The 17,718-nt window shown below is 72.7% G+C and carries 20 protein-coding genes and 3 tRNA genes; 15 read left to right on the forward strand and 8 right to left on the reverse strand.

The genetic code is table 11. The features are described 5' to 3' along the window. Positions 1-66 precede the first annotated feature (66 nt). The 4 genes from leuC to BJ999_RS11710 all read left to right on the forward strand — a co-directional run bounded on the left by leuC (position 67) and on the right by BJ999_RS11710 (position 2,945). A complete protein-coding gene (leuC, locus tag BJ999_RS11695; RefSeq protein WP_179833325.1) occupies positions 67-1,518 on the forward strand; it encodes a 3-isopropylmalate dehydratase large subunit in 1,452 nt (483 codons plus the stop codon). Positions 1,519-1,528: 10 nt separating this feature from the next. Continuing rightward, positions 1,529-2,116: a 3-isopropylmalate dehydratase small subunit gene (gene leuD / locus BJ999_RS11700; protein WP_179833326.1), complete on the forward strand. Its 588-nt coding sequence runs from the start codon at positions 1,529-1,531 to the stop codon at positions 2,114-2,116. A 158-nt stretch (positions 2,117-2,274) separates the two neighbouring features. Continuing rightward, on the forward strand, positions 2,275-2,508 hold the full coding sequence (locus BJ999_RS11705; protein ID WP_089312924.1) for an SCO5555 family protein: 234 nt from the start codon (positions 2,275-2,277) through the stop codon (positions 2,506-2,508). Between the two features lie 158 nt (positions 2,509-2,666). Next, positions 2,667-2,945 (forward strand): HU family DNA-binding protein, encoded by a 279-nt coding sequence (locus BJ999_RS11710; protein WP_026403810.1) that lies wholly within the window; start codon positions 2,667-2,669, stop codon positions 2,943-2,945. Positions 2,946-3,047: 102 nt separating this feature from the next. On the opposite strand, the gene BJ999_RS11715 is transcribed toward BJ999_RS11710, so the two are convergent. Both BJ999_RS11715 and cofC read right to left on the reverse strand, forming a co-directional pair. After that, the gene (locus tag BJ999_RS11715) at positions 3,048-3,260 is read right to left on the reverse strand and encodes a cold-shock protein (RefSeq protein WP_179833327.1); all 213 of its coding nucleotides are present in this window, start codon (positions 3,258-3,260) and stop codon (positions 3,048-3,050) included. A 10-nt stretch (positions 3,261-3,270) separates the two neighbouring features. Continuing rightward, positions 3,271-3,948, reverse strand: a complete 678-nt coding sequence (gene cofC, locus BJ999_RS11720; RefSeq protein ID WP_179833328.1) for a 2-phospho-L-lactate guanylyltransferase — start codon at positions 3,946-3,948, stop codon at positions 3,271-3,273. Positions 3,949-4,032: 84 nt separating this feature from the next. Here cofC and BJ999_RS11725 point away from each other — a divergent pair, with 84 nt between their 5' ends. From BJ999_RS11725 to BJ999_RS11735, 3 genes are all read left to right on the forward strand, one after another. Next, positions 4,033-5,043 (forward strand): lysophospholipid acyltransferase family protein, encoded by a 1,011-nt coding sequence (locus BJ999_RS11725; RefSeq protein ID WP_218935033.1) that lies wholly within the window; start codon positions 4,033-4,035, stop codon positions 5,041-5,043. Between the two features lie 17 nt (positions 5,044-5,060). Then, the gene (locus BJ999_RS11730) at positions 5,061-6,050 is read left to right on the forward strand and encodes an NAD(P)H-dependent glycerol-3-phosphate dehydrogenase (RefSeq protein WP_179838480.1); all 990 of its coding nucleotides are present in this window, start codon (positions 5,061-5,063) and stop codon (positions 6,048-6,050) included. A gap of 71 nt (positions 6,051-6,121) precedes the next feature. Continuing rightward, positions 6,122-7,246 (forward strand): D-alanine--D-alanine ligase family protein, encoded by a 1,125-nt coding sequence (locus BJ999_RS11735; protein WP_179833329.1) that lies wholly within the window; start codon positions 6,122-6,124, stop codon positions 7,244-7,246. Here BJ999_RS11735 and BJ999_RS11740 read toward each other — a convergent pair. Next, on the reverse strand, positions 7,243-9,123 hold the full coding sequence (locus BJ999_RS11740; RefSeq protein WP_218935034.1) for a beta-propeller domain-containing protein: 1,881 nt from the start codon (positions 9,121-9,123) through the stop codon (positions 7,243-7,245). The genes BJ999_RS11735 and BJ999_RS11740 overlap by 4 nt on opposite strands. 159 nt (positions 9,124-9,282) lie before the next feature. Here BJ999_RS11740 and BJ999_RS11745 point away from each other — a divergent pair, with 159 nt between their 5' ends. Further along, a complete protein-coding gene (locus tag BJ999_RS11745; RefSeq protein ID WP_179833330.1) occupies positions 9,283-9,855 on the forward strand; it encodes an acetamidase/formamidase family protein in 573 nt (190 codons plus the stop codon). Here the strand turns inward: BJ999_RS11745 and BJ999_RS11750 are convergent. The 4 genes from BJ999_RS11750 to BJ999_RS11765 form a co-directional block, all read right to left on the reverse strand. Further along, positions 9,852-10,193, reverse strand: a complete 342-nt coding sequence (locus BJ999_RS11750; RefSeq protein WP_179838482.1) for a carboxymuconolactone decarboxylase family protein — start codon at positions 10,191-10,193, stop codon at positions 9,852-9,854. The two genes, BJ999_RS11745 and BJ999_RS11750, sit on opposite strands and share 4 nt — an antisense overlap. 187 nt (positions 10,194-10,380) lie before the next feature. Continuing rightward, complete coding sequence (locus BJ999_RS11755) at positions 10,381-11,268, reverse strand: NAD(P)-dependent oxidoreductase (protein ID WP_179833331.1); 888 nt, start codon at positions 11,266-11,268, stop codon at positions 10,381-10,383. Continuing rightward, entirely contained in the window at positions 11,265-11,999 is a 735-nt protein-coding gene (locus BJ999_RS11760; RefSeq protein ID WP_179833332.1) for an SDR family oxidoreductase, read from the reverse strand. Before BJ999_RS11760 ends, BJ999_RS11755 begins: the two co-directional genes overlap by 4 nt. Beyond that, complete coding sequence (locus BJ999_RS11765; protein WP_179833333.1) at positions 11,996-13,456, reverse strand: aldehyde dehydrogenase; 1,461 nt, start codon at positions 13,454-13,456, stop codon at positions 11,996-11,998. Before BJ999_RS11765 ends, BJ999_RS11760 begins: the two co-directional genes overlap by 4 nt. Before the next feature lie 59 nt (positions 13,457-13,515). On the opposite strand from BJ999_RS11765, the gene BJ999_RS42925 reads away from it, so the two are divergent. Continuing rightward, positions 13,516-13,638 carry a hypothetical protein gene (locus BJ999_RS42925; RefSeq protein ID WP_268247742.1) on the forward strand — a complete coding sequence of 41 codons (123 nt, stop codon included), beginning with the start codon at positions 13,516-13,518 and terminating at the stop codon, positions 13,636-13,638. A 24-nt stretch (positions 13,639-13,662) separates the two neighbouring features. Here BJ999_RS42925 and BJ999_RS11770 read toward each other — a convergent pair whose 3' ends face one another. Then, a complete protein-coding gene (locus BJ999_RS11770) occupies positions 13,663-14,367 on the reverse strand; it encodes an enoyl-CoA hydratase-related protein (RefSeq protein ID WP_179833334.1) in 705 nt (234 codons plus the stop codon). A 75-nt stretch (positions 14,368-14,442) separates the two neighbouring features. Between BJ999_RS11770 and BJ999_RS11775 the strand changes: the two genes are divergently transcribed. From BJ999_RS11775 to BJ999_RS11800, 6 genes are all read left to right on the forward strand, one after another. Then, the gene (locus BJ999_RS11775; protein WP_179833335.1) at positions 14,443-15,018 is read left to right on the forward strand and encodes a TetR/AcrR family transcriptional regulator; all 576 of its coding nucleotides are present in this window, start codon (positions 14,443-14,445) and stop codon (positions 15,016-15,018) included. A gap of 93 nt (positions 15,019-15,111) precedes the next feature. Then, positions 15,112-16,575 carry a protein kinase domain-containing protein gene (locus BJ999_RS11780; RefSeq protein ID WP_179833336.1) on the forward strand — a complete coding sequence of 488 codons (1,464 nt, stop codon included), beginning with the start codon at positions 15,112-15,114 and terminating at the stop codon, positions 16,573-16,575. 229 nt (positions 16,576-16,804) lie between these two features. Next, a tRNA-Leu gene (locus tag BJ999_RS11785) sits at positions 16,805-16,878 on the forward strand. A gap of 5 nt (positions 16,879-16,883) precedes the next feature. Then, positions 16,884-16,956, forward strand: a tRNA-Leu gene (locus BJ999_RS11790). A gap of 25 nt (positions 16,957-16,981) precedes the next feature. Beyond that, positions 16,982-17,065, forward strand: a tRNA-Tyr gene (locus tag BJ999_RS11795). 80 nt (positions 17,066-17,145) lie between these two features. Then, a complete protein-coding gene (locus tag BJ999_RS11800; protein WP_218935035.1) occupies positions 17,146-17,712 on the forward strand; it encodes a TetR/AcrR family transcriptional regulator in 567 nt (188 codons plus the stop codon). Positions 17,713-17,718: the final 6 nt, after the last annotated feature.

Here is a 17,718-nt window from a genome sequence, read left to right on the forward strand (position 1 = left end):
GGACCGCGGCGCGACGCCGCGCCGACGACCAGTACAGCCGACGATCAGCACAGGTGAGGTGGAGTGATGGGCCGAACACTGGCCGAGAAGGTGTACGACGCGCACGTCGTACGGCACGCCGAGGGCGAGCCCGACCTCCTCTACATCGACCTGCACCTGGTCCATGAGGTGACGAGCCCGCAGGCGTTCGACGGGCTGCGGATGGCGGGCCGCCAGGTCCGCCGCCCCGACCTGACGATCGCCACCGAGGACCACAACGTCCCGACCACGGACCTGCTCAAGCCGATCGCCGACCCGGTGTCGCGCACCCAGGTCGAGACGCTGCGCAAGAACTGCTCCGACTTCGGGGTCCGGCTGCACCCGATGGGCGACGAGGGCCAGGGCATCGTCCACGTCATCGGCCCGCAGCTGGGCCTGACCCAGCCCGGCATGACCGTCGTGTGCGGCGACTCGCACACCTCCACGCACGGCGCGTTCGGCGCCCTCGCCTTCGGGATCGGCACCAGCGAGGTCGAGCACGTCCTCGCCACGCAGACGCTGCCGCAGATCCGGCCGAAGACGATGGCCGTCACGGTCGAGGGCGCGCTGCCCGAGGGCGTGACCGCCAAGGACCTGATCCTCGCGATCATCGCACGGATCGGCACCGGCGGCGGCCAGGGCCACATCGTCGAGTACCGCGGCGAGGCCGTCCGGTCGCTGTCGATGGAGGGCCGCATGACGGTCTGCAACATGTCCATCGAGGCCGGCGCCCGCGCCGGGATGATCGCCCCGGACGAGACCACGTTCGCCTACCTCAAGGACCGCCCGCACGCCCCGCAGGGCGAGGACTGGGACCGGGCCGTCGAGTACTGGACGTCCCTGCGCACCGACGACGACGCGGTCTTCGACCGCGAGGTCGTGATCGACGCGGCCGAGCTGACCCCGTTCGTCACCTGGGGGACGAACCCCGGCCAGGGCCTGCCGCTCGGCGGGTCCGTGCCCGATCCCGCCACCTACGACGACCCCGTCCAGCGCCAGTCCGCCGAGCGCGCCCTGGAGTACATGGGCCTGACCGCCGGGACGCCGCTGCGCGACATCGCGGTCGACACCGTCTTCGTCGGCTCCTGCACCAACGGCCGCATCGAGGACCTGCGCGCCGTCGCGGGCGTGCTGGAGGGCCGCACGGTCGCCGACGGCGTCCGGATGCTGGTCGTCCCCGGCTCCATGAAGGTCAAGAAGCAGGCCGAGGAGGAGGGGCTGGACGCCGTCATCTCGGCCTCCGGCGCCGAGTGGCGCGAGGCCGGGTGCTCGATGTGCCTGGCGATGAACCCCGACAAGCTCACGCCCGGCGAGCGCAGCGCCTCCACGTCCAACCGCAACTTCGAGGGCCGGCAGGGACCGGGCGGCCGCACCCACCTGGTGTCGCCCGCCGTCGCCGCCGCCACCGCCGTCACCGGGCACCTGGCCGCGCCCAATGACCTCGGCGAAGCCGCCGGGGGGCCTGGGGGGTCGTCCCCCCAGAACGAAGCCGACCTCTGAGGAGCCACGAATGGAAGCGTTCACCACCTACACCGGGCGCGGGGTACCGCTGCGCCGCAGCAACGTCGACACCGACCAGATCATCCCCGCCGTGTGGCTCAAGCAGGTCAGCCGCACCGGATTCGACAAGGGCCTGTTCTCGGCCTGGCGCGAGGACCCGGACTTCGTCCTGAACCAGCCGCGGTACGAGGGCGCGGGCATCCTGGTCGCCGGGCCCGACTTCGGCACCGGCTCGTCCCGCGAGCACGCCGTCTGGGCGCTGCAGCAGTACGGCTTCCGCGCCGTGATCGCGTCGCGCTTCGGCGACATCTTCCGCAACAACTCCACGAAGATGGGCCTGCTGCCGGTCGTCCTCACGGACGAGCAGGTCGAGGCGCTGCAGAGCGCGGTCGAGACGGATCCCGCCCTGGAGATCACCGTCGACCTGGGCGCCCGCGAGGTCCGCTGGGGCGCGGACACCGCGCCGTTCGAGATCGACGACTACACCCGCTGGCGCCTCATGGAGGGCCTGGACGACATCGGCCTCACGCTGCGCCACGCCGACGCCATCGGCGACTTCGAGGCCGCCCGCACCGCGCTGCTCCCCACCACGGTCTAGCCCGCAAAGATCCGCGACACGCCGCCCGTGGCATCGGATATCGGGAGGTATCCGGCGCCACGGGCGCGCCCGAACGTACCCCGGGCGAGACGGTCGGCACGGGCGCGGGGGAGAATCCCCCTAGTGTGCAACAGCCGCCGACCGTTGGGGGACTCCAAGTGAGCACGGCCCCGTGGACCGGGCCAGAGTGGGACGATCCGACGTTGACGCAGCTCGCACGTCAGTTGCGTGACGCTCATCGCGCCGTGGCCCCGCTCCCGCCACAGGACCGGCAGCGGCTCATCCGGCACCTGCTGGCGATCACCGATCTGGCCAAACGGGACGCCGAACTGGCCGCTCGCAGGCTGGACGCGTTCCTCGCCGATTTCCAAGACGGGCCCGACGTCGGTTAGCGTGCGCAGTGGCCGGATCTGGTCCGGTCACCGGGCGAGACGGGGGCGAGACCGACAAAAACGCCAGCGACACGCCATTGTTTGCGTGCAGGTGATTGTGTCCATGGTGGTGGTCCCTTAGTTTCGTTCGGGCAAGGGGGGAACTAGAGGAGTAACCCATGAACAAGCGTGAGCTGGTCGACGCCATCTCTGACCGGCTGGGCAGCAAGAAGGCCGCAGCCGAGGCGGTCGACGCCATCCTGGAGGCGATCCAGACCGCGGTCGCCAAGGGCGACAAGGTCGCGATCACCGGGTTCGGTTCGTTCGAGAAGGCCGACCGGCCTGCCCGCACGGCCCGCAACCCCGCAACGGGCAAGACCATCGAGGTTCCCGCGACGTCCGTGCCGAAGTTCAAGGCGGGCGCCGACTTCAAGAACCTGGTGGCCGGCAAGAAGTAAGTGCCTCACCGCGTCAGCGCCCGGGACCGCAGGGTTCCGGGCGCTGCCGCGTCTCCGGGCCCGGTTCCTCGACCTCGGGCGGCCCTGTTCGGGCGGCCCTGTTCAGGCGGGCGGAGCGGGCAGCGGGAAGGTCGACAGCGTCACCACCGAGACCCGGTCGCCGTCCAGTGCGAGGTTCACCCGCTGGCCGAAGCGCAGCAGCCGCAGGCCGCCCGCCGCGAACGCCTCGGCGTCGAAGGGCAACTCCGTCCCGTCGTCGAGGAGCACGCTCCCTGAGCGGGTCTGCGCGTCGAACGCCTTCACCGTCCCCTGCATGCCCCAGACTCTAGGCCAACGAGGGCAGCCGGGACGCGACGGCGGTGGTGCGGGGGCCGGCGCCCAGGGCGAGTGCCGCGCGGAGATCGTCCGGGGTGTCGACGTCGCGGCGTACGCTGTCAGTGCCGGGCAGGAGGATCTCCCGGGCGCCGCGGGCGCGGTGGGCCGTCCGCGAGCCGCCGCCGAACGCGGGGGAGAACGGGACGCCCGGACGGGCCGTGTACAGCGTCGTGCCGACGCCGGCCGCGTCCGGCACGAACGCCTCGGGCGCGGCGCCGGCGGCGTCCAGGACGCGCGCAAGTTCAAGTGGTCGCAAAGCGGGCAAATCAGCCGAAAGCGCGCCGACGCCGGCGTCGGCGGCCAGCTCGCGGCCGCGGCGGGCGCCGTAGACCAGGGCCGGGTTGAGGCCGGCGTCCGGGGCGTCCGGAACGATCCGGGCGCCGAGGGCGGCGAGCTCGGCCGCCGGAAGGGGATCGTCGGTGACTACGATCACGTCGCGGACCCGGTCGCAGCGCAGCGCGGCGGCGACCGTGTCGGCCGCGACCGCGAGCGCGAGGGCCTCCCGGTGCGGCCCGGCCGCCGCCGACATGCGGGTCTTGGCCCTGGCGAGGACCTTCACGGGGACGACGAGGGACCACCGGAGCGGCGGCGTTCCGTGCGTTTGCGCGGAGGGGGCTGGTGTAGACATGGCAACTCGACACTATGCGCACGCAACCGCGACACTTGAGGACACCCCAGGTTCACCTGTGGGACGGATCGAGGGAGGGGCGAGATGAGCGGAGCGAAGAAGGGGGTCGCCCCCTCGCAGGAGGGACCCCCGGGCCACCGCCACTCGCCGGGATGGCGCACGCTCACGATCATCATCCTGAGACCGCTGCTGTTCGGGCTGCTCAGGCGCGACTGGCGCGGCCGGGGCAACGTCCCGAGGAAGGGCGGCGTCATCATCGCCGCCAACCACATCTCCGAAGCCGACCCCCTCGCCCTCGCCCACTTCGTCTACGAGTCGGGCCGCTACCCCGTCTACCTGGCCAAGTCCACGCTGTTCGACGTGAGGTTCCTCAGGGCGGTGCTGCGCGGCACGGGCCAGATCCCGGTCTACCGCGACAGCGCCGACGCCTCCCTCGCCCTCAGGGACGCCGAGAAGGCCCTGCTGGACGGTGAGTGCCTGATGTTCTACCCGGAGGGCAGCTGCACCCGCGACCCCGAGCTGTGGCCGATGACGGGGCAGACCGGCGCCGCACGGATGGCGCTGAAGACCGGGGCCAAGGTCGTCCCGGTCGCGAGCTGGGGCGCGCACGAGCTGATGCCGTACAAGAAGGGCGAGCAGAAGGGCCTCGCGGGCAGCCTGAAGAAGGGCGTCCACCCGCTGCCGCGCAAGAAGATGAGGGTGATCGCCGGCCCGCCGGTGGACCTGTCGCGGTATGCCGGGCTCCCGCTGGACCGCGACACCCTGCGCGCCGCCACCGACGACATCATGGCCGCGATCACCGGCCTGCTCGGCGAGCTGCGCGGCGAGGAGCCCCCGGCCGAGCCCTTCGACCACCACAAGGTCCTGGAGGAGCGCCGCCGCGCCGCCGCGGCGGAGGCGGCCGAACCGGCCGCGGGCGCGGTGACGGACGTAGCCGCGGAGGCGGTGGCCGACACGGCCGCGGAGGCGGTGGCCGACACGGCCGCGGGCGCGGTGGCCGACACGGCGAGAGGCGCGGTTCCCGAGCAGGCGGGGCCGGCCGGGCCGGAGTCCGCCGGGCGGCGCGAGGCCGAGCCGAAGGCGGCCGACTCGTGACCTTCCGTACCGCGGTGATGGGCTCCGGGTCCTGGGGCACCACGTTCGCGATGATGCTGCACGACGCCGGCGGCGAGGTCACCCTGTGGGGGCGCCGCCCGGAGGTGGTCGAGGGCATCAACGAACGGCACGAGAACACCGACTACCTGCCGGGCGTCCCGCTCCCCGAGACCGTCCGCGCGACCCTGGACCCGGCGGAGGCCCTGCGGGGCGCCGACTTCGTGGCGCTCGCCGTCCCGGCGCAGACGCTGCGGCACAACCTCGGCGGCTGGGTCCCGCTGCTGCCGCGCGAGGCCGTCCTGGTCAGCCTGATGAAGGGCGTCGAGCTCGGCACCACCCGCCGGATGTCGGAGGTGGTGCGCGAGGTCGCCGACGTCCCCGAGGAGCGGGTCGCGGTGTTCAGCGGGCCGAACGTGGCACGCGAGATCGCCACCGGCGAGCCCAGCGCCGCCGTCGCCGCGTGCGTGGACGAGGACGCCGCGCGCGGCCTGCAGGCCGCCACCATGACGTCCTACTTCCGCGTCTACACCTCCACGGACGTGATCGGCGTCGAGCTGGGCGGCGCGGTGAAGAACGTCGTCGCCCTGTGCGTCGGGATGTCGGTCGGGCTCGGGTTCGGCTCCAACACCCAGGCGCTGCTGATGACCCGCGGGCTGGCCGAGATCGCCCGGCTGGGCGCTGCCCTCGGCGCCGACGAGCACACCTTCGCGGGTCTCGCCGGGATGGGCGACCTCGTCGCCTCGTGCGTCTCGCCGCTCGCGCGCAACCGGACGTTCGGCGAGAACCTCGGCCGCGGCATGACGCTGGACGAGGTCATCGCCGTCACGAAGCAGACCGCGGAGGGCGTGAAGTCGGCCGAGGCGGTGCTGGAGCTGGCGCGCAAGCACAACGTGGAGATGCCGATCACCGAGGCCGTCACCGCCGTGCTGCACCGCGGCATACCGATCAAGGAGGCGGCGATCTCGCTGATTTCGCGGTCTCCCAAGCCCGAGCGGTACGGGGTGTGACGGAATGACCGCGCACCGCGCCCGGTTCGCTCGTGGCCGACCCGTGCTGATCACCGGTAGGGTCGGGCGTCATGTCCCAGGTTTCTAGGATCCGCGTGGCGGTGGTCTTCGGCGGGCGCAGCTCCGAGCACGCGATCTCCTGCGTCACCGCGGGAGCCGTCATGGCCGCCATCGACCGGGACCGGTACGAGGTCGTGCCGATCGGCATCGCCCGCGACGGGCGCTGGGTGCTCCCGCCCGCGGACCTGAGCCTGGCGATCGACGGCGGGCGGCTCCCGGAGGTGACCGGGGAGGGCGGCGTGCTCGCGCTGCCGTTCGACCCCGACGCCCGCGGCCTGATGGTGGTCCGGCCGGGCGAGGTGCCCGCGACCCTCGGCGACGTCGACGTGGTCCTGCCGCTGCTGCACGGCCCCTACGGCGAGGACGGCACGATCCAGGGCCTGCTCGACCTGGCCGGCATCCGCTACGTCGGCGCCGGCGTGCTGGCCAGCGCGGTCGGCATGGACAAGGGGTTCATGAAGCTCGTCTGGCAGGCGCGCGGCCTGCCCGTCGGCCCGTACGTGCTGGTCGGCGACCGGGAGTGGCGGCGCGAGCGCAAGCGGAAGCTCGACGAGATCATCAGGGAGCTCGGCCTCGCCGACGGCACGCCGGTGTTCGTCAAGCCGGCCCGCGCCGGGTCGAGCATGGGCATCACCCGCGTCACCGACGAGTCCGACCTGGAGGCCGCGGTCGAGACGGCCCGCGAGCACGACCCGAAGGTCATCGTGGAGGCCAACGTCGAGGGCCGCGAGATCGAGTGCGGCGTCCTGCAGGGCGTGGACGACGGCCCCGCCGAGGCCAGCCTGCCCGCCGAGGTGCTGATGGCGGGCGACCACGACTTCTACGACTTCGAGACCAAGTACCTCGACGGCTCCACCACCATGGCCGTCCCGCCGGACCTGCCCCCCGCGGCGATCGAGGAGGTCCGCCGCGTCGCCGTGCAGGCGTTCGACGCGCTCGACTGCGAGGGCCTCGCCCGGGTCGACTTCTTCCACACGCCCGACGGCCGCTGGATCCTCAACGAGATCAACACGATGCCGGGCTTCACCCCCGCCTCGGCGTTCCCGCAGATGTGGGCGGCGACCGGGCTGGACTACCCGGCGCTGGTCGACCGGCTCATCCAGACGGCGCTCCAGCGCTCGACGGGGCTGCGCTAGCCGTAGGCGAGCCAGTCGCCGCCCTTGAGGGTGGACGCGTCGACGGCGTGCGCGCCTGCGCCGGAGAACGTCCACAGGGTGTCGCCGATGACGAGCGAGCGGCTGACGCCGTCGCCGAAGTCCTTGCCCGGGTTCCGGACGGTGCCGAGCCTCGTGACGCTCGTACCGGTGATCTTGAGGGCGAGGGCCTCGGGCCGGCCCCCGTCCCGAGGCGTCACCGGGACGACCGTGAGGCCGGTCTTCGGCCAGTACAGGAACGCGTGCGGATCGAACTCCGCCTGGGAGGTCGCCCCGGGGAGCTTGTAGGCGCTCAGCCTGCGGGGCTGGGCGGAGACGTCGAAGAGGGAGACCTGGAGGCCGCTCGTCCGGCCGGAGGAGTCGGCGTCCTGCCCCACGCCGAGCAGCTTCCCGTCCGCCGTCGGGTGCAGGTAGGCGGAGTAGCCGTTGATCTTGAGTTCGCCGGTGGTCCGGGGACGGCGGGGGTCTTCGAGGTCGACGACGTACAGCGGATCGGTCTGCCGGAACGTCACGACGTAGCCGGTGGCGCCGATGAACCGGACGGAGTGGATCCGCTCGCCCTTGCCGAGGCCGTCCAGCCGTCCGATCTGGTCGAGTCGCGCGCCGTGCTGGGCCAGGACGTACACCGAGCTCTGCGACGCCCGGCTGCCGGGTTCGATCCGGCTGGTCGTCGCGGCCAGCCGCAGGTTCCCCTCGTGCTCCGACATCGAGTACTGGTTGAGCAGGAAGCCCTTCACCGAGCCGGAGGCCACGTAGCTGGGGCGTCCGTTACCGCGGGTGTCGAACTTGTAGATGTCCGTACGCGGCTCGACCGCCTTCTTGCGCGGCCACGCGAACAGCTCCGGGGGACTGCCGGTGACGTACAGGCTCTTCCCGTCGCCGTAGACGGTCGAGCCGTCGGCGGCCACCGCGACCGGCCGCGGGTCGCCGAGGCCCTTGGCCAGGTCGAACGTGAGCACGGTCAGCATCGAGGAACCCGCGTCCGAGGACGGGCGGCTGACCTGGTCGCACGGCGTCCGGTACGTCGTCCCGCCTTCCGCCTCGAAGGACGGGAGCCAGGCGTCGAGCGGGGCCTTCGACACGGCCTCCCGGTTCGCCGCGGTGGCCTTCTTCTCGCCGTCGCCGCCCGGGAAGTAGATGCGCGGCTGGGACCTCACCACCACGCGGACCGTGGAGCCGGTCTGCCGCGCGTCCAGGTAGTCGGCGCCGGCCGTCATCGTCCCGGCCACCTTCGGCTCGCCGGACAGGTCGACCAAGGTGAGCCGCGTCGTCTGCGTCGACTCGGGCAGCGGCCGGCCGGGCAGCGGCCGCCCCGGCGCCGGCCCGCCCGGTGCCGGCCCGTCGAAGGGGACGGCTCTGGCCTGCCGCGTCAGCACCAGCACGCGGTCACCGCTCAACAGCAGTTCCCCGTTGTCGTAGCGGGTGCCGCCCGGCAGTTCCAGCGAGTGCGTCACCTTCCGCGACGCCGGGTCGACGACCCTGAGCCGTCCCCCGGCGAACGCGACGATCCTGCGGCCGTCGGTCTTCACGAGATCGGGCTCGTCCGCGCCCGGCTCGTGCGAGTTCGTGGTGGAGTGCTCCGGAGCGGGCGCGGGAGCCCCGGGCACCTTGCCCGCGCTCGGCGCCTTCGCCAGCGCCTCCATGCCGTCGCTGATCACGCCGTTGAGCCCGTAAGGGCCGACCTTGTCCAGGGTGGCGCGGCGCAGCTCGTCGAGGAGCGCGTCACAGCCGCGATAGGCGACGAGCCGTACCGTCGGCGCTTCGGTGTTCCGGTCGTCGGCCTGCCCTGACCGGTCGCATCCGGCGATCCCGGCCAGCAGGAGCGTCGTCGCGACCGGGAGAAAGATGCCACCACGCATGGACCTTGGACGCTCGCGTCCGCGGCCCGGTTCCCCTGGGTGGGGGATTATCCGGTGAAGGTCGTCTTACGCGAGCGTCAGCACGCCGAAACCGTCCGGTAACAGCAGCTGGGCACGATCGGAGCATCGCCTGATCCCTGCCGGAAGGAGCTCTGCCCGATGCCCTCACCAGCCGTGTTCGACCTCGACGACCCCGGGATGCGGGACGTCCTCGGACACTCCCACTGGCACCCCGACATCCCGGGAGTGGCGGAGGTCATCACGGGCGGGTCCGTCCGGATGGAGAGTCCCGGCCGGGAACCCGGTGGCGGGATCCTGCTGTGCGGTCCGCTCGTCGTCGTCGGAGCGGAGCCCGGCGACGTGATCGTGGTGGACGTGCTCGCCGTCGGGCGCCCCGGAGGCGGGCACGACGCCGGCGGCCACCCCGGGATCATCGGCTGCGCGCCGCCCGACCCCGTGGCCGTGCCCGGCGAAGCGCGCGGCCGCGACGTGGGCGGATGCCTCATCGCACCGCTCACCGCCGGCTCCCGCCTCCTGCTGCCGGTGCACGTGCGGGGCGCGAAGCTGTCGGTGGGCGATCTGCACTTCCCGCGGAGAGGCGCCTACGACTGCGGCGAGCCCGGCGTGTCCGGCTGGATCGACCTGCGCGTCAGCCTCACCCGGCGGGGCGTCGAACGGTTCCGCGTGACCGGGCCGATGCTGATGCCCGACCCGTCCCCGCGCCTGCTCTAACCGTCCCGCCGCGCGCGCTTCTCATGCCTGGCGATCAGCGTGTCGATCTGGACGCTCAACTTCGACCCGAGCGGCCAGCCGATGTAATGGGTGAGGAAGACGCCGATCTCGCGCAGCTCGTCCGGGGACAGCTCCCCGTTGGCCAGCGCCGCCGGGATCTGGATGTCGAGGACGTCGTTCAGCCCCTGACCGGCGAGGACCCCGACGAGCAGCAGCCGCCGGTCGCGCATGCTCAGCCCGGGCCGCGTCCAGATCTCGCCGAAGAGGTGCTCGACGGTGATCCCGAAGAAGTCGCCGGGCCCGTCCGACACCTCCCAGCCGTAGACCCGGCGCATCATCTCCAACCCACGCTCACGCCGCCCCTCGACCGGCCGATCCGCCGGAGGAGGACCTCCCACACCCTCCGGTTCGCTTCGCTCAGGCGTGTGGTTTGTGGGGGGAGGACCTCCCACACCCCCCGGTTCGCTTCGCTCAGGCGTGTTCTCTGTGGGGGGACGACCCCCCACACCCCCCGGTTCGCTTCGCTCAGTCATTGGCTTCTCCCACCAAACCGAGTCCCACCCCGAAACGATCGAGGGCGATCCGGGCGAGCGGGGCGTCGACCCCCAACTCGTCCGCCAGCTCCAGCGCGAGGGACAGGTCCTTCTCACCGAGGTCCCGCGTGTGCCGCAGGATGTCGTACAGGTCGTCGTCCGGCGCCAGCGGCGCGGTCGTCGGCCGCAGCATGATCGAGCCCGCGCCGCCGGTGATCGCGTCGGTGTGCCGGACGACGCGCCCGAGCTTGCGCAGCGACACCCCCGCCGCCTCCGCGAGCCGCTGCGCCTCCGCGGCGGCGGTGAACGAGATGAAGTGCAGCATGTTGCGGGCCAGCTTCGTGCGGGTTCCCGCGCCGACCGGCCCCATGTGCAGGACGAGGTCCGCCCAGGCGCCGAACGGCTCGCGGCAGCGCTCGAACGCCTCGTCCGTCCCGCCGACCATGACCGCGAGGCTGCCCGCGCTCGCCCCCATGAACCCGCCGCTCACCGGCGCGTCCACCACCTCGATCCCGTAGCGCCGCGCGTGCGAGGCCAGGTCCTCGGCGGTCCGCGCGCGGATCGTCGAGTGGACCGCCAGGACCGTGCCCGGCCGGGCGCTCGCCAGTACCTCCTCGCCCACCTCCATCACCTGGGCGTCGTCCCGGACCATGACCGAGACCAGGTCGCAGCGCGCCGCCACCTCGGCGGCGCTCCTCGCGGCCCGCGCCCCCGCCTTCACCAGCGGCGCCATCGCCTCGGCCCGCGCGTCGTACACGGCCAGCCCCCCACCGGCCAGGTGGGCCGCCATCGGCGCCCCCATCTGCCCGAGCCCGATGAAGCCGACCGCCACGCGTTCACCCGCCGGAGGGACGCGCGCCTCCCGGTCAGCCCCGCTCATGCCCGGAACACCTCGCCGCCGTCGACGTTGACGATCTGGCCGGTGATCCACGCGGCGTCGTCCGACAGCAGGAACAGGCAGGCGCCCACCAGGTCCTCGGGCGACCCCATCCGCTTGAGCGCCATCTTGTCCCGGACGATCTTCTGCGACATGTTGCCCGGCACGACCGCCCGGTTGGCCTCGGTGTCGATCGGGCCCGGCGCGATCGCGTTCACGCGGATGTTCATGCTGCCCAGCTCGTGCGCGAGCTGCTGCGTGAGCCCGTTGACGCCCACCTTGGCCAGCCCGTAGAAGCCCGAGTACTGCCACGCCGCCGTGGACGACTGGTTGACGATGGAACCGCCGCCGCGCGCCTGCATGTGGGGGTAGCAGGCGCGCGCGCACAGCAGCGCGCCGTCCATGTTCACCGACATGAACTTCTTGTAGTAGTCCCAGTCGACGGTGAAGAGGAAGTCCAGCTTCATCGTCCCGAAGATGGCGGCGTTGTTGACGAGATGGTCGATCCCGCCGAACCGCTCCACGGCCTCCCCGGCCATGGCGTCCACGGACGCGGGATCGGACACGTCCGTCCGCACGAACAGGCCCTTGATGTCGTCCGCGACGTCCCGGCCGCGCTCGTCCACGTCCGCGACGACCACGTGGGCCCCCTCGGACGCCAGCGCCCGCGCGTACGCCTCGCCGATTCCCTGCGCGGCCCCGGTGACGACCGCGACCTTTCCCTCGAACCTCACACGCCCTCCGCGATCGCCTTGGTCTCCAGGTACTCCTCGAAACCGGCCACGCCCATCTCGCGGCCGATGCCCGACTGCTTGTAGCCGCCGAACGGGACGTCCGCGCCGTACCAGACGCCGCCGTTCACGCTGACCGTCCCGGTGCGCAGCCTCCTCGCGACCCCGCGCGCCCGCTCGACGTCCCCGCCGTGCACCGCGCCCGACAGCCCGTAGGGCGAGTCGTTCGCGATCCGCACCGCGTCGTCGTCGCCGTCGTGCGGCAGGATCACCAGCACCGGCCCGAAGATCTCCTCCCGCGCCGCGCGGGAGTCGTTGGTCAGCCCGGTGATCAGCGTCGGCTCGATCCAGAAGCCCCTGTCCCGGCCCTCCGGCCGGCCGCCGCCGCACGCGAACGCGCCGCCGTCCTTGACGGCCTGCTCCAGGTAGCCCTCGATCCGCTCGCGCTGCCGCGCCGAGATGACCGGGCCGCAGATCGTCCGGTCGTCCTGCGGGTCCCCGGCGCCGAGCTTCGCCAGCGCCCTGGCGGTGATCTCGACGGCCTCGTCGTGGCGCTCGCGCGGGACGAGGATCCGGGTCGTGATCGCGCACCCCTGCCCGGCGTGGGTGATCCCGGCGAACGCCGCGTACGAGCACGCGGCCCGCAGGTCGGCGTCGTCCAGCACCACGAACGCCGACTTGCCGCCGAGCTCCAGGAAGACCCGCTTGAGCGTCCCGGCCGCGCTCGCCATCACGTTCCGTCCCGTGGCCGTGGACCCGGTGAACGACACCAGATCGACGCGGGGGTCCTGCGTGAGCTGGGCGCCCAACGCGTGATCGGACGACGTGACCACGTTGACCACGCCCGGCGGGAAGTCGGTCTCCTCCGCGATGACCTCGCCGAGCACCGCCGCGCACCAGGGCGTGTCCGGCGCCGGCTTCAGCACCACCGTGTTGCCCGCCGCCAGCGCGGGCCCCAGCTTGGCGAGATTGATCTGGTGCGGGAAGTTCCACGGGGTGATCGCGCCGACGACGCCCACCGCCTCCCGCACGACCCGCCGGTGGCTGGGCATCCCCATCGGCTCGGCTCGTCCGAGGTCGCGCTCCCAGCCGTAGTCGTCGACCAGGTCCGCGAACCATGCGAGGTCGTCCACGGGCGCGTCAAGCTGGGCCCCGAACGTCAGGAACCTCGGCGCGCCCACCTCCTTGATCGTGAGTTCGCGCAGCTCGTCGGCCCGCCGCCGCAGCCCCTCCCGGAGCTGCCGCAGGCACCGCGCGCGGAACGCGTGGCCGGTCGCCCACCCGGTCTCGTCGAACGCGCGGCGCGCGGCCGCGATCGCCCGGTCCATGTCGTCGGCCGAGGCGTCGGCGGCGGTACCGAGCACCTCCTCGGTAGCAGGATTGATCGTCTCGAAGGCGCCGCCCGCCCCGGGGACGAGGCGCCCGTCCACCAGAAGCAAGCGATCGTTTGTTCTGGACACCTGTCCAGACTACAGTTCAGCCCCCGCCGCAACGCAAGACAACCCCACAAATTCGCGTGGTGTACACGCCGCTCGTCTTGGGGCCCGACCACGTCCCCCTGATGAAGGACGGCTCCCAGGTCGCCGCCGACCCCGCCATGGGCGTCCTGTCCGCGCTGTTCCACGGCAGGTGCGAGCGCTAGGCGAAGTGCTCTGGGCCCTTGCGGTTATGTGGGTGGGGGTAGGGCGGACAGGGCGAGGGTTGTTTCGTTCTTCAGGGCCTCGGGCTCGGGGAGGGGGCCCTGTGCCAGGAGCGACGTTCGGGCGGCCTGGAGGGCGGGGGCGGGGAGGGACGCTATGCGCTCGGCCAAGGTTCGTGCGGTGCTCAGGGCTTCGCCGGGTGGCGTGAGGGTGGTCAGCAGGCCCCAGTCCGCGGCTTCCCGGGCGGGGATGCGGCGGGCGGTCAGGAGGGCGTCCAGGGCGCGGGGCTGCCCCACCAGGCGGGGGAGGCGGACGGTGGCGCCGTCCAGGGACGGGAGGCCGCGCTCGAAGTTGAGCAGGCCGAACTCGGCGGTCTCGGACGCCACGCGGAGGTCGCACCACAGGGCCAGCTCGAAGCCGCCGCCGAAGCAGTAGCCCTCGATCGCCGCGATCACCGGCTTGGACGCTCGGGCGCGCGTGACCGCCATCGGGGGCGGGCCGTCGACGGTCGGGGAGGGGAAGTCGCCCGCGGCCATCGCCTTCAGATCGCTGCCCGCGCAGAAGGCGCCGCCGGCTCCGGTCAGCACGGCGACCTTCGCGTCGCCGTCCTCGAAGTCGCGGACCGCGTCGGCCAGCCGCCGGGCCGTCGGTCCGTCGACCGCGTTGCGGCGGGACGGGCGGTCGAGGGTGATGACGTGGACGGGTCCACGGCGTTCGGTTCGCACGGTCATGAAGCGGCTCCCTGTCTGGATCGATCATCATAGTAGATAGATCGATCTAGTGAGAGCAATGGCTAGGGTGTCCGTATGACACGCGATACACGGACCCGGCTGCTGGAGGCCAGCGCCCAACTGTTCCGCGAGCAGGGGTACGCCGGGACGGGGCTCAAGCAGATCACCGCGGCGGGCGAGGCGCCCTGGGGGTCGCTGTACCACTTCTTCCCGGGCGGGAAGGAGCAGTTGGGGGCCGAGGCCGTGCGGCATTCGGGTGATCGGTACCTGCGCTTGTTCGATCTCGTGTTCGCGCAGGCCGACCAGGACCTTGGACGGTCGGTCCTCGACATGTTCCGGCTGAGCGCGGAGGCGTTGGAGAGGTCGGAGTGGGGTGACGGGTGCCCGATCGCGACCGTGGCGCTGGAGGTCGCCAGCACGAGCGAGCCGCTGCGGCACGCCTGTGCGGAGGTGTTCGCGTCGTGGGAGCTGTCCCTCGCCCGGAGGCTGGCGGGGGCCGGGATCGCGGAAGGGCGCGCGAAGGACGTGGCCACCTACGTGCTGAGCGCCTTCGAGGGGGCGCTCGTGCTCAGCAGGACGGCGCACGACGTCCGGCCGCTGGAGGTGACCGCCGCGATGGTGGCCGGGACGGTGCGGGCCGAGCTCGGCTGAGGCGCGGCCCGGAATGATCGCGGACGGGGCCGCGTGAAGCATGGGGATGTGCCAGGCTTGTACGGCCGATCGCCGTCCCGAGGAGAATGTTCCGTGCCGCACGCCGACCTGCCGGAACGCATCGGCCCCTACCGGGTCGTCGACCGTCTCGGCGAGGGCGGCATGGGGACGGTGTACGCGGGGCTGGACGCGTCCGGGCGCAAGGTCGCCCTCAAGGTGATCCGGCGTGAGTACGCGGCCGACCGGCAGTACCGCGCGCGGTTCGAGGCGGAGGTCGCGGCGGCGAAGCGGGTGCGCCCGTTCTGCACGGCGCCGGTCCTGGACGCCGACCCCGCCGCGGACCCGCCCTACCTGGTCACCGAGTTCGTCAACGGCCCCAGCCTGGACGGCGCCGTGGCGAAGGAGGGGCCGCTGCGCGGCGCCGACCTGGAGGCCGTCGCGGTCGGCATCGCGACCGCGCTGACCGCCATCCACGACGCGGGCGTGGTGCACCGCGACCTGAAGCCCGCCAACGTGCTGCTGTCCACGTTCGGGCCGCGCGTCATCGACTTCGGCATCGCCCGCTCCCTGGACGGGACGCGTCTCACCGCGACCGGCGGCATCGTCGGCACGCCCGCGTTCATGGCCCCCGAGCAGCTGGACGGGCGCGGGGCGACCCCGGCGTCGGACGTGTTCGCCTGGGGCGCGACCGTGGCCTTCGCGGCGCGCGGCGGGCCGTGCTTCGGCGGCAACTCGCTGCCGGCGGTCATCCATCAGATCATCAGCGGCGAACCCGACCTGGGCGGTCTCGACGGCATGCTGCTCAAGGCCGTCCGGGCGGCGCTGGCCAAGGACCCGGCGCGGCGGCCGTCCGCCCAGTCGCTGCTGGACGGCCTCATCTCCAGCGGGGTCCGGCAGCCCGCGCCCTCCACGCAGCACACCCAGGCGCCCGGCCGGCACCGCGCCGAGACGCCGTCCCGACCGCACACCCCGGGTCGGGACCGCACCGAGGCGCCGTCCCGACCGGAGACCGAGGCGCCCGGGACGCCCGCGCCGGGGGTCGCTCCGGTGCTCGCCGCGGGGGAGGCGGCGGCGCTCGTCGAGGGGCAGTACCGGCAGGCCGCGCAGGCCGGCGACCCGGGCGCGATGCGCAACCTCGCCGTCCTGCTCGGCGGGCAGGGACGGACCGCCGAGGCGGAGAGCTGGAACCGCTACGCCGACGCGATCGACGCCCGGCAGGCCGTCTACCAGCAGCCGACCGGATACCAGCAACAGACCGGTTACCAGGGCCACCCCACGCAGGCGCCCCACCAGTACCCGGCCGCGCACCATCCGCACGGCAAGCCGCCCATGAACAGCCTCGCGATCTACGCGGTGTCCATGGGCGCGGTGGGGCTGATCACGTGCGGGCTGCCGTCCATCCCGGCGATCGTCGCCGGGCACATGGCCTGGGTGCGGCTGCGGCGCTCCGGCGAGCGCGGGCTCGGGCTCGCGGTGACGGGGATCGCCCTCGGCTGGATCATGGTCGCGTTCTGGGCGCTGATCGCGTTCGGCGCGGCCCTGCCCGACGAGCCCTGAGCGGAAAACCCGTTGCGGCCGTCGCGCCGCCGGTGGCACCGTTGACGATGTCAGCCCGTCCGAGACGGAGACGGTGACGCGAGACGTCCGAGAGGAGGACCGGCCATGGCTCTGGAGCAGTATCGACTCCGACTGCCCTCGGCGTCGCACGCCCGCCCCGGCCGGTATCCCGTCTCCTAGAGGCCCCGGCCGAGCCGCCGCGAGCGACGCCCGTCCTCGCGAGTTCCACGCGGCTCTACTCCAACAGGCAGAGAGACCACTCTCAGGAAGTGGACGTTCCGGGTTCGAATCCCGGGAGCCGCACGCATGCCTCCGTAGTCCAACGGCAGAGACGGCAGCATGAGGTGCTGTGCGCTGGGGGTTCGAATCCCTCCGGAGGTACGGCGCGGGCCCCCGGCCCGCGCGAGGGGCGGCGCCGACGTTCGGAGAGTCGGGCTTGGCTGTAACCCAAGTGTCGCTGACTGAGTGGGTTCGAATCCCACCCGCCTCACCCGGGAAGGACGCGCCGGGCGTTGCGCGCGGCCCCTTTCTGAACTAATGTCTGGACACGTGTCCGGAAAACCCGAACCCATGACCGAGCCCACCCGGCGCCGCCTCACCGAGCGGCAGGCCGACACGGTGCGGCGGCTGACCGACGCCGCCGTGGTGGAGGTCGGCGAGACCGGCTACGAGGGCCTGACCGTCCGCAACGTGGCCCGCCGCGCCGGCGTGGCGCCCGCGACCGCCTACACCTACTTCGCCTCCAAGAACCACCTGATCACCGAGGTGTTCTGGCGGCGGCTCAGCGCCCTGCCCCCCGTCGAGGCGGACGGGACGCTGCGCGAACGGGTGGTGGAGACGCTCCGCGAGATCGCGCTGCTGGTGTCGGACGAGCCGGACCTCGCCGCGGCGTGCACCACCGCGCTGCTCGGCACCGACCCCGACGTCCGCGAACTGCGGATGCGGATCGGCTACGCGATCCGTGAACGGCTCCGCGCGGCGCTGCGCGAGCACGACGACCCCAAGATCCTCGGCGCGCTGGAACTGGCCTACACCGGCGCGCTCCTGTACGCGGGGATGGGCTACACGTCCTACGCCCGCATGGCCGACCGGCTCGCCGAGATGGCGGAGCTCATCCTGCCCGAACCCCCCGAGTGAGGTGAC

The sequence above is a fragment of the Actinomadura citrea genome (assembly GCF_013409045.1).
GTDB lineage: Bacteria > Actinomycetota > Actinomycetes > Streptosporangiales > Streptosporangiaceae > Spirillospora > Spirillospora citrea.